At 53.3% G+C, this 14596-nt stretch carries 12 protein-coding genes; 1 reads left to right on the top strand and 11 read right to left on the bottom strand.

The features are described 5' to 3' along the window. Window positions 1–3: 3 nt before the first annotated feature. Both secA and C5610_RS01775 read right to left on the bottom strand, forming a co-directional pair. Window positions 4–2721, bottom strand: a complete 2718-nt coding sequence (secA, locus tag C5610_RS01780) for a preprotein translocase subunit SecA (protein WP_105305611.1) — start codon at window positions 2719–2721, stop codon at window positions 4–6. Between the two features lie 78 nt (window positions 2722–2799). Beyond that, the gene (locus C5610_RS01775; RefSeq protein ID WP_105305610.1) at window positions 2800–3732 is read right to left on the bottom strand and encodes a M23 family metallopeptidase; all 933 of its coding nucleotides are present in this window, start codon (window positions 3730–3732) and stop codon (window positions 2800–2802) included. Window positions 3733–3765: 33 nt separating this feature from the next. Between C5610_RS01775 and C5610_RS01770 the strand changes: the two genes are divergently transcribed. Further along, window positions 3766–4203, top strand: a complete 438-nt coding sequence (locus tag C5610_RS01770; protein WP_105305609.1) for a DUF721 domain-containing protein — start codon at window positions 3766–3768, stop codon at window positions 4201–4203. 37 nt (window positions 4204–4240) lie between these two features. On the opposite strand, the gene lpxC is transcribed toward C5610_RS01770, so the two are convergent. From lpxC to murD, 9 genes are all read right to left on the bottom strand, one after another. Beyond that, window positions 4241–5158, bottom strand: coding sequence for a UDP-3-O-acyl-N-acetylglucosamine deacetylase (gene lpxC / locus C5610_RS01765; protein ID WP_105305608.1), 918 nt, complete (start codon window positions 5156–5158; stop codon window positions 4241–4243). 104 nt (window positions 5159–5262) lie between these two features. Next, window positions 5263–6453, bottom strand: coding sequence for a cell division protein FtsZ (gene ftsZ, locus C5610_RS01760; RefSeq protein WP_105305607.1), 1191 nt, complete (start codon window positions 6451–6453; stop codon window positions 5263–5265). Between the two features lie 43 nt (window positions 6454–6496). After that, window positions 6497–7729: a cell division protein FtsA gene (gene ftsA, locus C5610_RS01755; protein WP_105305606.1), complete on the bottom strand. Its 1233-nt coding sequence runs from the start codon at window positions 7727–7729 to the stop codon at window positions 6497–6499. Window positions 7730–7735: 6 nt separating this feature from the next. Continuing rightward, a complete protein-coding gene (locus C5610_RS01750) occupies window positions 7736–8500 on the bottom strand; it encodes a cell division protein FtsQ/DivIB (protein WP_105305605.1) in 765 nt (254 codons plus the stop codon). Then, complete coding sequence (locus C5610_RS01745; protein WP_105305604.1) at window positions 8500–9429, bottom strand: D-alanine--D-alanine ligase; 930 nt, start codon at window positions 9427–9429, stop codon at window positions 8500–8502. Before C5610_RS01745 ends, C5610_RS01750 begins: the two co-directional genes overlap by 1 nt. Beyond that, window positions 9426–10904 carry a UDP-N-acetylmuramate--L-alanine ligase gene (murC, locus tag C5610_RS01740; protein WP_105305603.1) on the bottom strand — a complete coding sequence of 493 codons (1479 nt, stop codon included), beginning with the start codon at window positions 10902–10904 and terminating at the stop codon, window positions 9426–9428. Before murC ends, C5610_RS01745 begins: the two co-directional genes overlap by 4 nt. A 13-nt stretch (window positions 10905–10917) precedes the next feature. After that, window positions 10918–12003, bottom strand: a complete 1086-nt coding sequence (gene murG, locus C5610_RS01735) for an undecaprenyldiphospho-muramoylpentapeptide beta-N-acetylglucosaminyltransferase (protein ID WP_105305602.1) — start codon at window positions 12001–12003, stop codon at window positions 10918–10920. Continuing rightward, entirely contained in the window at window positions 12000–13226 is a 1227-nt protein-coding gene (gene ftsW / locus C5610_RS01730) for a cell division protein FtsW (RefSeq protein ID WP_105305601.1), read from the bottom strand. Before ftsW ends, murG begins: the two co-directional genes overlap by 4 nt. Next, complete coding sequence (gene murD / locus C5610_RS01725) at window positions 13210–14574, bottom strand: UDP-N-acetylmuramoyl-L-alanine--D-glutamate ligase (protein ID WP_105305600.1); 1365 nt, start codon at window positions 14572–14574, stop codon at window positions 13210–13212. The genes ftsW and murD overlap by 17 nt, the downstream gene beginning before the upstream one ends. Between the last annotated feature and the right edge of the window lie 22 nt (window positions 14575–14596).

Below are 14596 nucleotides of genomic sequence, written 5' to 3'. Positions count from 1 at the left end.
GAATTACAGTTTGCCATGACAATGTTTGTATTTTTTACCCGAGCCGCAAGGACAAGCGTCATTGCGACCCACTTTCTGACCACGTTGCACCGGACGCTCTTGTTGCTCGCCGGCACTGCCGTCGGTCGTCTGACCGGTGGCACTGGCCTGCTCATGTTTAAATTCACGCGGTGCGCTGTCAGCCGCTTTACGCTGTTTATCCACCGCATCCACATCTTCCGGAGCACGCACTTTAACGCGACTTAAGATGGTGACAACATCCAGCTTCAAGTTCTCCAGCATTTCACTGAACAGCTCAAAGGCTTCGCGCTTATATTCCTGTTTCGGGTTCTTCTGTGCGTAACCGCGCAAATGAATCCCCTGACGCAAATGGTCCATTGCGGCCAGATGTTCTTTCCAGTGTTGGTCCAGGCTTTGCAGCATGATCGATTTCTCGAACCGGCGCAGCACCTCTGCGCCAACCAACTGCTCTTTATCCTGATAAGCCTTGGTCAAGGCTTCCAGCACACGTTCGCGCAACACTTCTTCGTGGAAATGATCGTCTTCGTCCAGCCATTGTTGCAACGGCAGATCGATATCAAAATCGGCACGCAGGCGCTCTTCCAACGAGGCCAAATCCCACAATTCGGCCAGTGATTGTGGTGGTACATACTCATCAATCACTGAGTTAATAACGTCTTCACGGATCACCTGAATCGTTTCTGAGATGTCGCCTTCATCAAGCAACTCGTTACGTTGTTCGTACACCACGCGACGTTGATCGTTGGCAACGTCATCGTACTCAAGCAACTGTTTGCGCACGTCGAAGTTACGGCCTTCGACTTTACGCTGGGCGTTTTCGATGGCACGGGTCACCCACGGGTGCTCAATGGCTTCACCTTCTTTCATACCCAGGCGCTTCATCATTGAAGCCATACGCTCGGACGCAAAAATACGCATCAGCGGATCTTCAAGTGACAGGTAGAACCGCGATGAACCCGGGTCACCCTGACGACCGGCACGGCCACGCAACTGGTTATCAATACGACGCGACTCGTGGCGCTCAGTACCGATGATATGCAGGCCACCGGCTTCGATAACAGCGTCATGAAGCTTTTGCCATTCCTGCTTAATTTTTTCAATCTTGTCGTTGCTCGGCTCTTCCAGCTTTTCCACTTCGGCCATCCAACTACCGCCTAATACGATGTCCGTACCACGACCGGCCATGTTGGTGGCAATGGTTACCGCTCCCGGACGCCCGGCCTGCGCGATAATGTCGGCTTCCTGCGCGTGGAACTTAGCATTGAGCACCGCATGTGGAATCTTTTTCTTTTTCAATAACCGCGACAGCAGTTCCGAGTTTTCGATCGACACAGTACCGACCAGCACCGGACGTCCCTGCTTACGACACTCTTCAATGTCCTCGGCAATGGCTTCGTACTTCTCCTGCGCGGTTAAATAGATAAGGTCTGCGCGATCATCACGAACCATCGGTTTGTTGGTTGGAATCACCACCGTTTCGAGGCCGTAAATCGACTGGAATTCAAAGGCTTCTGTATCGGCGGTACCGGTCATACCGGCCAGTTTGTCGTACAGACGGAAATAATTCTGGAAGGTAATCGATGCCAGTGTCTGGTTTTCATTCTGTATTTCAACACCTTCTTTGGCTTCCACCGCCTGGTGCAAACCTTCAGACCAGCGACGTCCTTCCATAGTACGGCCGGTATGCTCATCAACGATGACAATTTTGCCGTTTTTAACGATGTAATCGACGTCTTTCTGGAACAGGTGGTGAGCCCGCAGTGCCGCATTGATGTGGTGTAACAGGGTGATGTTACCGGCGGAGTACAAGGAGTCGTCTTCGGCCAGCATACCGCGCTCTTTCAACAGCGATTCGATGTGCTCCTGGCCGTGCTCGGTAAGATGCAGTTGCTTGGCTTTCTCATCGATGGTGAAATCACCATCGCCTTTTTCTTCCTCGGTGTCTTCTTTTTCCTGGCGAGTCAGCAGCGGTACCAGCTCATTCATTTTGGTGTACATATCTGAGCTGTCTTCAGCCGGGCCTGAAATAATCAACGGCGTGCGAGCTTCGTCAATCAGGATTGAATCGACCTCATCCACCAGTGCATAGTAGAGTTCCCGCTGTACCCGATCCTCCGGCGAAAACGCCATATTATCGCGCAAGTAATCAAAGCCGAATTCATTGTTGGTGCCGTAAGTGATGTCAGCCTGATAGGCTTCTTTCTTTTGCTGCGGCGGTAGGCCCGGAATATTAAAGGCGACGCTCATACCCAGGAATTCAAATAACGGGCGATTGAACTCAGCGTCACGACGCGCCAAATAATCGTTCACCGTAATGATGTGCACGCCTTTACCGGCAAGGGCGTTAAGATACGCCGGCAGTGTTGCCGTCAGGGTTTTACCTTCACCGGTTTTCATTTCGGCAATGCGGTTCTCATCCAGCACCATGCCACCGACCAGCTGTACATCGAAGTGGCGCATACCAAAGACACGCTTACTCGCCTCGCGTACGGTCGCGAACGCTTCAACCAGGAGATCCTGCAGGCTTTCGCCGTCATTCAGACGTTTACGAAACTCGGCCGTTTTGTCTTTCAGTTCTGCATCCGACAACGCCTCGAATTCCGGCTCCAGTTGGTTAATCTGATTAACCTTCTTGAACAACGCCTTCAGAATACGGTCGTTGCGACTACCAAATACTTTACGAAACAAACTGCCTAGCATGAGTAAGGAATTTCCTGTTATTAATTATGAACAATAAAAGCGACACTCGCTGCCGAGGTCACTCGCACGTTTCGGTGATCAATCGTTGTCTAGCTTGCGATACACAAACTGGTTCGGGTCAACTTGTTGACCATTGCGCAGCACCTCATAATGCACATGAGGCCCCGTCGAACGACCGGTATTGCCCATTTGCGCAATCGGCTGTCCGCGCGTGACAACGTCACCGACATCAACTAATAAGCGATCATTGTGACCGTAGCGGGTTTTCAATCCACCACCGTGATCAATTTCAATCAACTGACCATAGCCCCAGCGCTCTCCGGCCCAGGTAACAACCCCGGCGCCTGTCGCAATCACTTTTACGTCTTCGGCATAACTGGCGAAATCCAGGCCTTTATGCATGGCCGGCGTGCCATTAAAGGGGTCTTTACGCACACCGTATTGCGAGGACAGCCAGCCTTCCGTTATTGGCCGCCCGGCAATGTAACTGGCATTACTGACATTGTGGTTCATCATCACAGATTCAAGGAGCGACAGCTGTTTTTGTTTGTCAGCAATGTGATTCAGTAATTGATCGATCTCTGCCAAGACGTCATTGCCCGATGCTTTTGGCAGTTCTGCCACCGTCGCTTCGGGACCGCCAAGAGGGATGTCAGTATTAAAATTAAACTCGCCGTTGGTTAAGTTGGCCTTTTCCGCCAACCGCTCACCTAATGCATCAAGGCGTCGCACTTGCGCCCGGAGCTCGCCCAGATACACGGTCATCGCGCCCAGTTTTTTCTCCGTTTTCGTGCGCAACTCGGCGACTGCGGCTTCCTGCAATGCCAGTTGGCGTTGCTCTTCAGTAATTTCTTGCTGTGCGATGTTCGGATCGATTCCGCGATATTCCCATGGCGACCATGCCGCCAACGCCACCACAGCAGAAAGTCCTGCATAGGACAACATACGGCGCCGTGTTAAGCGAAAACCAAAACGTATTTTTGAGCCTCGGTAAAAGACTGATAAACTCATGAATACTCTCTTTTGTGGGGTAAACCACGGGTTATGAACAACAGACCAAAAACACCAAAACAATGGCTACGCACTCGAGTTGAGCCGCAAACGCAAACTTTGCAACACTATGCACAGTTTGCCGTCCAACTAAAGCAATGGCAACTTTTGTTTCAACGCCTACTCGAAAGGCCGCTGTCGGATCACTGCCAATTACTGAATGTTCGTGATGGCAAGCTGATCGTTGAAACCGATGCCGCCACCTGGGCTACCCAGCTAAAATTTCAACAAGCGCGCATTATAACGCATTTCCAACAAGATGCGATGATTGAGGTTAACGAGATCGAAGTCAAGATTAAACCCGGTGCTGACCGGGCACTGACGGCGTCAACAGAACAACAGTCGCGACGCGAGCGGATTTTACGTTTAGCGGAAAACAGCCAGGAGCCGTTGAAATCGGAGTTACTGAAGATTGCTGAGAAGATGTGGTAGCCCGCTGTCGCCAAAGCGTGCAGGCTACCTACAGAATTTAAGCCAGGCTGGGCGCCCAATACGCGATAGGTGACTGCGCCTGCTCTTCGTCAAAGGTGACGAACTCCCAGGCTTCTTGTTGCTGTAGCATCGCTTGCAACAAGTGATTATTCAGTGCGTGTCCAGATTTATAGGCACGTAAATGCCCTAATATACTGTGCCCACACATGTACAAGTCGCCAATCGCATCCAACATTTTATGTTTTACAAATTCGTCGTCGTAACGCAAGCCGTCGGTATTCAGCACTCGGAATTCATCCAGCACAACGGCATTATCAAAGCTGCCGCCCAACGCCAGATTGTTTTTACGTAAATACTCGATGTCTTTCATAAAACCAAAGGTGCGCGCACGGCTGATTTCTTTAATGAAGGCACCGCTGCTGAAATCCATCGATACTTGCTGACCGGTTTCTGCAATTGCCGGATGATTAAAGTCGATGGCAAAATCGATGCGGAACCCATCGTGGGGTAGCAGTTCCGCCCATTTGCCATCTTCCTCTTCCACACGAATCGGTGCTTTGATGCGAATGAACTTCTTCGCCACCGACTGCTCCTCAATGCCCGCACTTTGTAGCAGGTAAACAAAGGGGTGCGAGCTGCCGTCCATGATCGGAATCTCGTGTGAATCAACTTCAATAATGCAGTTATCAATGCCAACGCCGGCTAATGCTGCAAGCAGGTGCTCAACCGTAGAAACACGGACGTCCTGCTCATTGATTAAACACGTACACAATTGCGTATCCCGCACCCAATCAGCGCGCGCAGGAATATCCACTACCGGGTCAAGATCGACACGGCGGAAAATCAGCCCGGTATTCGCCGGTGCAGGGCGTAACGTCAAATTGACCTTGTTACCCTTGTGCAGTCCGACACCCGTGGTTGAGATCGCTTGTTTCAGTGTACGTTGTTTTACCATCAGCTAAACTCACCTCGTCAACTAGCCGCTGGCCATTGCCAGCGCGGCCGCATAGTATACGACATTTGATAGGCTACAAGCAAATTTTGGCTGTTTTTTCAGCACTAATCGACTTGTTTGCGTAAAAATGCCGGAATATCCAGGTAATCCAGTTCTTTATCCTGCTGCTTTTTGGCAGCCGGCTTACGTGCTGGTTCCTGATGTGTCTCCGCCTGTGGCTCTTCCACTTCTTCGTAGCGCGGTGCTGCGGCGCTGCGGTCAAGATCCGCTCGATAACCTTGGCTCGATTCACGCTTATTGCTCTGAGCGCTGTTAACCAGTGAAATATCAGGCTTACGCTCTGCGCCAATACCGGTTGCAACCACAGTGACACGCAATTCGTCCGACATCTCAGTATCGATAACGGTTCCGACAATAACGGTGGCGTTATCCGAGGCAAAGGCTTTAACCGTATTACCCACGGTTTCGAACTCGTCGATGCTCATATCCATGCCGGCCGTTACGTTAACCAATACGCCACGCGCGCCCGAAAGATCGATGTCTTCCAGTAATGGGCTGTTGATCGCCATCTCCGCCGCTTCCTGAGCACGGTCTTCGCCACTGGCAACGCCGGTGCCCATCATCGCCGTACCCATTTCTTTCATGACCGCACGCACGTCAGCAAAGTCAACGTTGATCAGACCAGGACGGGTAATCAGTTCCGCAATACCCTGAACCGCACCCAACAACACGTTATTGGCGGCACTAAAGGCATCCAGCAACGAAGTTCCTTTGCCCATCACTTTTAACAGCTTCTCGTTCGGGATGGTGATTAAGGAATCGACGCTTTGCGACAGCGCATTAATACCCTCTTCGGCAACCGCCATACGCTTTTTGCCTTCAAACGGAAACGGCTTGGTCACCACGGCAACGGTGAGGATACCGAGTTCTTTGGCAATTTCTGCCACTACAGGTGCGGCACCGGTACCCGTACCACCGCCCATACCGGCAGCGATGAATACCATATCAGCGCCTTCCAACTGCGCTTTGATGGCTTCGCGGTCGTCTTCTGCTGACTGCCGCCCAACTTCCGGGTTCGCGCCAGCCCCAAGACCTTTGGTAATTTCACCGCCCAGTTGAATGGTGACATCCGCGGTGTGGTTACGCAGAGCCTGCGCGTCGGTGTTCGCTGCAATAAACTGAACCCCTTCGATCGACTCTTTCACCATGTGTTGTACGGCGTTACCACCGCCACCACCGACGCCAATCACTTTTATGACGGCTTCACTTTCGTAATTGTCCATCAGTTCAAACATTAGATTTCTCCCTACCTGCTTTTCTTATTGTGCTACCCCAGCGTTAAAACTCACCTTTAAACCAGCTTTGGACTTTTTGCCAAAGACCGATCACGTCAGTTTTAGTGCTTTCTTTTTGCACTGCCGTCGTACTCTCCTGCCCGTAGCGTAACAGGCCGACCGCAGTGGCATAAACCGGATCTTCTACATAATCTTTTAGCCCCTTAACATTGAGGGGTTTACCGATGCGCACCGGCATCTGAAAAATCTCTTCGGCGAACTCAACGCAACCCTGCATTTTTGCACTACCGCCGGTGATCACAACACCAGCCGCTATTTGCTCATCCAGACCGCTTTGTTCAATCTCATCGCGGACCAGCTCAAATAACTCCTGGTAGCGCGGTTCCACCACTTCAGCCAACGTATGGCGCGACATCATGCGTGCCGGACGCCCGCCAACCGACGGTACTTCAATGGTATCTTCCATACTGACCATCTGTCGCAGAGCACAGGCGTGCTGTGTTTTTATCTGCTCAGCGTGGTTGGTCGGCGTACGGAATATTTTCGCAATATCACTGGTGACCTGGTTACCGGCGGCCGGAATCACCGCCGTATGCCGCAACACGCCACCGGCGTAGATGCAGATGTCGATGGTACCGCCACCCATATCCACCAAAGCCACGCCTAAATCTTTTTCATCATCGGTGAGCACCGAAATGCTCGATGCCAGTGCAGAAAAAATCAGTTTGTCCACCTGCAAACCGCAGCGCTCAACCGCTTTGGTGATGTTTTTGGCCATATCATTCGCGCAGGTAATGATATGGACTTTTGACTCCATACGCACCCCGGACATACCAATTGGGCTGCGAATACTTTCTTGTGAATCAATCACATATTCCTGTGGCAGGACGTGCAGGATGCGACGTTCTTTCGCAATAGGCACTGACTGCGCCGCGTGAATGACGTTATCCACGTCATCCTGAGTCACTTCGGCTTCGTTAATCGGCACCATGCCACTTTCGTTTTGACACGAAATATGGCGTCCGGAAATATTCAGAAAGACGGACGCCACGCGGCAGTCGGCCATCAGTTCAGCCTCATCAACGGCGCGCTGAATCGACTGCACCACCAAATTGAGATCGTTGACACCACCTTTATCCATCCCGCGAGCGGTGGTCACGCCAACGCCCACGACACTGATCTCGTCATCCGGTAACAGTTCGCCAATAAGCGCAGTCACCTTACTGGTACCAATATCAAGACCAACGACCATTTGACGTTCTGTAGCTTTCGACATACTGATTTAGCTCTCTTTATTTTCTGGTTCGCGCCAACTCACTGCCGCACCTGTGTCATAACGTAAATCGACGGTGTCCAGCACCTTAGTCTTACTGTTTTTGTGCTCATTGATACTGGGTAATAAATCAATGAACCGTTTTATTCGTTCTAATGTCGCCTCGCGACCTAACTTCAGCTCTACCTGGTCTGCCAGCATCACACTGACGGCAAACCGCTCGGTTAAACGCATCGCCCGCACCTCAATGCCATTCACCTGCAACATCTGTCGGACCTGATTAAACTGCTCCAGCGTCGCTGACACCGCATCTTCCGGGCCGAACAACTCTGGCAGCGGCTGCGCTAACTGCGTTTCGTCCAGTTGGGCACGGAATACGATTCCCTCCGCAGTCACCAACCGGTCGCCATTCCAGCGCGCCACCGGTTGCCGCTCGGTGACATACACCGACAGCCGATCCGGCCAGACTTTCCGTAATGACGCCTTGGCCACCCAGGGCAGTTGTTCGACGCGCTCCCGCAACACATTCACGTCGGCGGTAAAAAAGCTCCCCATAGGCTGTTGCGTTAACGCACTGCGGATCTCAGCCTGCGTCAGTTGTCGCAGTTCACCCTGCACGTTCAACCGCGCCAGCGGCACCTGTTGCTCATCCTTCAGCACATCGATCAACTTCACAGTGCCAATAATAAACGCCAGCACGGTCGCCACGCAGGTCAGCAAACCCAGCCAAAAATTCCATTTTGGTAGTGGCTGCCGTTTGGCGTTTGCTGCCATTACGACTCCAACGTTTGCGCCAGTATGTTTTCAACCAGCGTACTAAAACTGTCTCCGCGCGCCTTAGCAGCCATTGGCACTAAGCTTTTCTCGGTCATTCCCGGCACCGCGTTGGCTTCTAGCAGATACCAATTACCCTGTTCATCACGCATGGCGTCAATACGCCCCCAGCCACGACAACCCAGTCCTGCAAACGCTGCTACAGCCAACTGTTGCAGGTGTTGTTCGTCTTCCGCACTCAGTCCGGCGGGGCAATGATACTGGGTATCATTGGCCTGGTATTTGGCCGCAAAGTCATAAAATTCATGAGGAGTTTGTAAACGGATAACCGGCAACGCCTCGCCCGCTAACAAACCCACCGTGTATTCCTTACCCACGATCCAACGCTCGACCAGCACCTGCTGATCGTATTGAAACGCAATATCCAGCGCTGTTGCCAGTTGTTCCGCATCATTGGCGACACTCATGCCGATCGACGAACCTTCATTGGCCGGCTTCACGATCACGCGTCCCCCCAAATCCGCCATCACTTGTTGCGTATCAATCTGGTCCCGTTGTTGTGGGCTGACACTGACACTGTCGGCAACCGGTAAACCCATTGCTTGCCAGATCTGTTTGGTACGTACTTTATCCATTGCCAACGCGCAGCCCAGAATACCGCTTCCGGTGTATGGCAAGCCCAGTGTTTGCAAAGCACCCTGCATACTGCCGTCCTCACCGCCGCGGCCGTGCAGGGCAATAAAAACCCGGTCAATGTTTTGCTCCAGCAACGCCTGCAAGGGCTGTTGTGCCGGATCAAAGGCAACCGCTTCGATACCCTGCGCCTGCAACGCGTTTAAGATCGCCTGACCAGATTTCAGTGACACCTCGCGTTCTGCGGAATGTCCCCCCATCATCACAGCAACCTTGCCAAATTCCGCGCGACTCATGCTTTGCTCTCCACTTCTAATACCTCGAAGGCAAGGCGTTTCGCCAGCGCTCCAATGTTACCGGCACCTTGCGTTAACAACAGGTCATTCGGTTGCAAAATGTCACCGATGACATCCACCAACTCATCCGGCGAGCTGACATAGACCGGGTCAACCTGTCCTCGCTGGCGAATACTGCGGCTCAGCGAACGACTGTCTGCGCCACTGATCAGCGCTTCACCGGCGCCATAAACCTCCAGTAATAACAGCGTATCCAGTTGCGATAACACATTGACGAAATCTTCGTAGAGATCCCGGGTGCGCGAATAACGGTGCGGCTGAAAGGCCATCACCAGGCGCTTATCGGGCCAACCTTCGCGGGCCGCCTTTATGGTCGCTTCGACTTCAGACGGGTGGTGTCCGTAATCATCGACCAGCATCACATGCCCTTGTTGCTTTTGCTGCGCCGACCATTGCGGCGCGACAAAGTCGCCATAATGCTGAAAACGGCGACCGATCCCTTCAAAACGGTTCAGAGCCGCCTGCAGCGCCTTGTCAGAAACACCTTCGTCCGTCGCCACAGCAACCGCCGCTAACGCGTTTAAGGCGTTATGTTTTCCAGGCAAATTCAGCACCACCTCGAGTGGTGCGTGACCGTCCCGTAGCACCGTAAAACGACTCTGCCCGGCGGTTTGTCGGTAATCGACTGCACGTACATCCGCTTGCTCGGAAAAACCATAGGTAATGGCCTGCCGACCAATCCGCGGAATCAACTCCGCCACCACCGGGTCATCAATACACATCACGGCCAACCCATAAAATGGCAGGTTGTGCAGAAATTCCACATAAGTGTCCAGCAGCTTATTAAAGTCACCTTCGTAGGTGTCCATGTGGTCTGCTTCGATGTTCGTCACCACCGCAACCATCGGCTGCAGATGCAAAAACGAGGCATCACTTTCGTCGGCCTCGGCAATCAAATACTTACTGTTACCCAGCCGCGCATTAGAGCCGGCAGAATTCAACAAGCCGCCGATGACAAAGGTCGGATCCAGCCCGGCTTCAGCAAACACACTGGCCAGTAGCGAGGTCGTTGTGGTTTTACCGTGCGTGCCGGCAACCGCGATACCGTGGCGAAAGCGCATCAGCTCAGCCAACATTTCTGCCCGGCGTACCACCGGGATGCGTAATTCCTGCGCCGCCAGTAGCTCCGCGTTGTCAGCTTTTATCGCACTCGACACCACTACTACACTAGCCTCTGCCACGTTTTCTGCCGCGTGCCCGAACACGACACATGCACCTAACTGGGTCAACCGCGCGGTATTGGCATTGTCAGCAATATCAGAGCCCGAGACGCGGTACCCCTGATTGAGCAGCACTTCAGCAATACCGGCCATACCGGCACCGCCGATACCAATAAAGTGAATACGTTTTACCCGGCGCATTTCCGGTACGTTCACTATGGTAAAAGGCTGTTCTTTTGCTGCTGTTATCGTCATTTCATATCACCTGCTATGCAGCCCTGTTCCGGACCGCATCAATACATAACTGCGCCACTGCTTCGGTCGCGTCGGGCCGAGCGCACTGGCGCGCGAAGCGCGCCATTTTCCACAGTTGTTGTGGCTGTTGCAATAAACTTTGCAACTCCTTTGCAAGGCTGGCGGCAGTCAGCTCAGCTTGCGGTATCAACCGCGCTGCGCCTGCCTCAACCATCACCCGCGCATTCTCCGTTTGATGATCGTCGACCGCATGTGGCAGTGGCACAAAAATGGCTGGCTTACCCAGCGCAGCCAATTCCGACACAGTCAGTGCGCCGGCGCGGCAAATCACCAAATCGGCGGCGTCATAAGCCGCTGCCATATCGTCAATAAATTCGACCACTTGCAACGGTTGACGGTTCAGTTGTTGATAGCGTGCGGTTACCGTCTCCGCTTTACCCTCACCACACTGATGCGTGCCTGTTAGCTGCTGTTCGATATTCTGTAAGGCCTCCGGCACAACCTCATTGAGCACTTGAGCGCCAAGACTACCGCCGACCACCAGCAACTTGATCGGATGGCCGCTTGCGGAATCCGGTAACGGCCGTTGTGCCAATTGTTCAATGTCACGGCGCAACGGGTTACCCACCCATTGCGCGCGCTTGATGACTTTTTTACGCAATGGCAACCCTGCCATTACCACCGTCGCGATAGGTGCCAATAAACGCGTCGTCATCCCCGGCACCGCATTTTGCTCATGCACCAGCAACGGAATACCGGCTAACTTGGCGGCAATCCCCAGTGGCGCACAAACATAACCACCAAAGGTCACCACGATGTCCGGACGCAACTGCTTCAGTAAGCGCTGACACTGGCGTACCGCCGACGCCAACAGCAACGGCGCCTTCACCAGCCGCAACAATCCATGTCCACGAACACCGGTCATCGCAATGCGGTGCAAGTTGATGCCGTTGGCCGGCACCACCCGCGATTCCAACCGACCTTCTTCCGTGCCCAGCCAATCCACCTGCCAGCCGTTATGCTGCAACTGTTTAGCAACGGCCAACGCCGGGAAGACATGACCGCCGGTACCGGCAGCTGCGATCAACGCCCGTGTCATTCAGCACCTCCCCGCGGCGCCACTTTGCGGCCACTCATACGCCGTTCATGGTCGATGCGTAACAACAATCCTACTGCCAGTGATGACACCACCAGGCTGGTCCCGCCGTAGCTGATCAGTGGTAACGTCAGGCCCTTCGTCGGCAAAGCTCCCGAGGCTACGCCAATGTTGACAAAAGCCTGCAGACTGAACCACACGCCGATACCATACGCCAGGTAGCCACCATAACGGTGATTGATCAACAAACAGCGACGGCCGATCACTAGCGCCCGGCTGACCAGCATTAACACCAGTACAATAACGCTCACTACGCCGATAAAACCGAGCTCTTCAGCAACCACGGACATAATAAAGTCGGTATGAGCCTCAGGCAGGTACTGCAGCTTCTGAATGCTGTTGCCAAGCCCCAGGCCACTAAACTGTCCCTGACCAAAGGCAATCAGTGACTGCATCAACTGATAGCCGGCACCAAAGGGATCTTTCTCCGGCTCTAAAAAGGTCAGCATCCGCTGCATCCGGTAGGGTTCAACGATGATAAGCAGGATCAGCGCCAGCACGCAGGTAAGAAACACACCAAAAAATTGCCACAGTTTGGCGCCTGCCAGGAACAGCATGGCAATGGTGGTCGCCGACATCACCGCTACGGTACCAAAGTCGGGTTGCATCAATAGTAACACTGCGGCGATAAAAAGCAGTACCAACGGCTTAATAAAACCTTTGGTCGCCTCGCGGATTTCCTCTTCTCGCCGTGACAAATAGCTGGCCATATAAATGTAAAAGAACAGTTTCGCCAGTTCCGCGACCTGGATCGTGATCGGTCCAATTTTTATCCAGCGCTGAGCGCCATTGACCGAGTGGCCGACCAGCAGCACCAGTACCAACATGCCCAGCCCCGTCAGCAACAACTTGCCACTATGCCGTTGCCACAACTGGGTGGGGATGGCCAGCGTCACCAGCATCACTATCAGACCGGCGATGACATACACCGTATGGCGGATAGCAAAGTGAAACGGATTACCGGTTAACTTTTCAGCCGTGGGCAACGATGCCGAGGTCACCATAATAAAACCAAAAATCAACAACACCATCGACAGCGTCAACAGCACGCGGTCATAAAGACTGTTCGCGTGGCCCGGCCACAACCACGCCAAGGTAGCCGCTAATGGCTTCCGCGACGTTGTCTGCATATTCAGATCAAGCTGTTGTTCATGCGCTTTGTTCATCATGCGCCTCCACAGCCCGGGCGAACACGTCACCGCGATGTTCAAAATTATCAAACTGATCAAAACTGGCGCAGGCAGGCGACAGCAGTACCATATCGCCCGGTTCACTCAGGGTTGACGCCAACGCTACCGCATCGTCAAGGCTTTGTAACTGCCGTGAGCCATTGAATAATGCGCCAATGGCCGGCCCGTCTTTGCCAATGGTTAATAGCACATCGACCTGCTTCAAACTTGCCTGTAACGCGCTAAAGTCGGCGCCTTTGCCCTCTCCGCCGGCGATAAGAATCAATTTACCGGCGACAATCGGGCGCATACCCTTAATGGCGGCCTCGGTTGCTCCGATATTGGTGGCTTTCGAATCATTCACCCACTTAACACCGTTGCGCTCTGTCACTAATTGGCAACGATGCGGGAGACCATAAAACTGGACCAGATGACGGGCTGCCTCATTAACGGAGATACCCAATGCTGAACTTAATGCCAGTGCTGCCTGGGCGTTGAGCAAGTTATGCAAGCCCTGCACCGTCAATTGATGAGCGCCAAGCAGACGTTTACCCTGATAGCTAATCCAGGTTTCGTCCTGGTGCCTGATGAGCCCAAACTCTGCCGCATCGTCATCACCAAAGCGTAAGGTTGAGCTGCACTGGGTTGGCCAGCACTCCGGTTGCTGACGGTTCAGCACCTGTATCTCCGAACCCTGATAAATGCGCAGTTTCGCCGCCGTATAGTCGGCCAGGCTCGGATAACGATCCATATGATCCGGGCTGATATTGAGCACGGTCGCGGCCTTTGGCCGCAATGAATTGAGGGTTTCCAACTGAAAACTGGACAGCTCCAGCACATAGGCGTCAGCGTTTTGCGCCAGCGCATCCAATACCGGCAAGCCAATATTACCTGCCGCGAGTGCGTTGATACCGGCGCGTCGAGCAATGTGTTCTACCATTCGGGTAACCGTCGACTTGCCATTAGAGCCGGTAATCGCCACCACCGGCTGGCGCACCTGCTGGGCAAACAGTTCAACATCGCCGGTGACGATCACGCCGGCTTGCATCGCCAGCTCGATAGGCTCTTCACGCGCGTCGATACCGGGGCTTAACACCAGTACATCCGCCGCCAGCGTGTCTTCCAACTGCCAACGCCGACAAAACACGTTCTCTGCGCCGATCAAGGCACTTGCCTGTTCTCGCCCCGGCGCCTGCTCTCGTGAATCGAACGCCCTAATGCTTAAGGTACCGTTGCTGATGTCGTTGTTAAACTGACGTTGCAAGTAACGCAGCACGGAAAGGCCGGACTTACCCAAGCCCAGTACCGTGATTTGTTCTACGTTTTGCCAGTCAATTGACGACATTTTTTCAGCACTCCGTTTGTCG

It is taken from the genome of Idiomarina sp. OT37-5b (genome assembly GCF_002968395.1).
Taxonomy (GTDB): Bacteria; Pseudomonadota; Gammaproteobacteria; order Enterobacterales; family Alteromonadaceae; genus Idiomarina; species Idiomarina aquatica.
Note: the sequence above shows the minus strand (reverse complement) of the source record. Positions and strands in the feature narration are given on the sequence as shown.

What these genes read in the sequence shown, in the direction of transcription:
- secA (WP_105305611.1), bottom strand. Translation starts at nt 2,721, where the DNA reads ATGCTAGGCAGTTTGTTTCGTAAAGTATTTGGTAGTCGCAACGACCGT.
- C5610_RS01775 (WP_105305610.1), bottom strand. Translation starts at nt 3,732, where the DNA reads ATGAGTTTATCAGTCTTTTACCGAGGCTCAAAAATACGTTTTGGTTTT.
- C5610_RS01770 (WP_105305609.1), top strand. Translation starts at nt 3,766, where the DNA reads ATGAACAACAGACCAAAAACACCAAAACAATGGCTACGCACTCGAGTT.
- lpxC (WP_105305608.1), bottom strand. Translation starts at nt 5,158, where the DNA reads ATGGTAAAACAACGTACACTGAAACAAGCGATCTCAACCACGGGTGTC.
- ftsZ (WP_105305607.1), bottom strand. Translation starts at nt 6,453, where the DNA reads ATGTTTGAACTGATGGACAATTACGAAAGTGAAGCCGTCATAAAAGTG.
- ftsA (WP_105305606.1), bottom strand. Translation starts at nt 7,729, where the DNA reads ATGTCGAAAGCTACAGAACGTCAAATGGTCGTTGGTCTTGATATTGGT.
- C5610_RS01750 (WP_105305605.1), bottom strand. Translation starts at nt 8,500, where the DNA reads ATGGCAGCAAACGCCAAACGGCAGCCACTACCAAAATGGAATTTTTGG.
- C5610_RS01745 (WP_105305604.1), bottom strand. Translation starts at nt 9,429, where the DNA reads ATGAGTCGCGCGGAATTTGGCAAGGTTGCTGTGATGATGGGGGGACAT.
- murC (WP_105305603.1), bottom strand. Translation starts at nt 10,904, where the DNA reads ATGACGATAACAGCAGCAAAAGAACAGCCTTTTACCATAGTGAACGTA.
- murG (WP_105305602.1), bottom strand. Translation starts at nt 12,003, where the DNA reads ATGACACGGGCGTTGATCGCAGCTGCCGGTACCGGCGGTCATGTCTTC.
- ftsW (WP_105305601.1), bottom strand. Translation starts at nt 13,226, where the DNA reads ATGAACAAAGCGCATGAACAACAGCTTGATCTGAATATGCAGACAACG.
- murD (WP_105305600.1), bottom strand. Translation starts at nt 14,574, where the DNA reads ATGTCGTCAATTGACTGGCAAAACGTAGAACAAATCACGGTACTGGGC.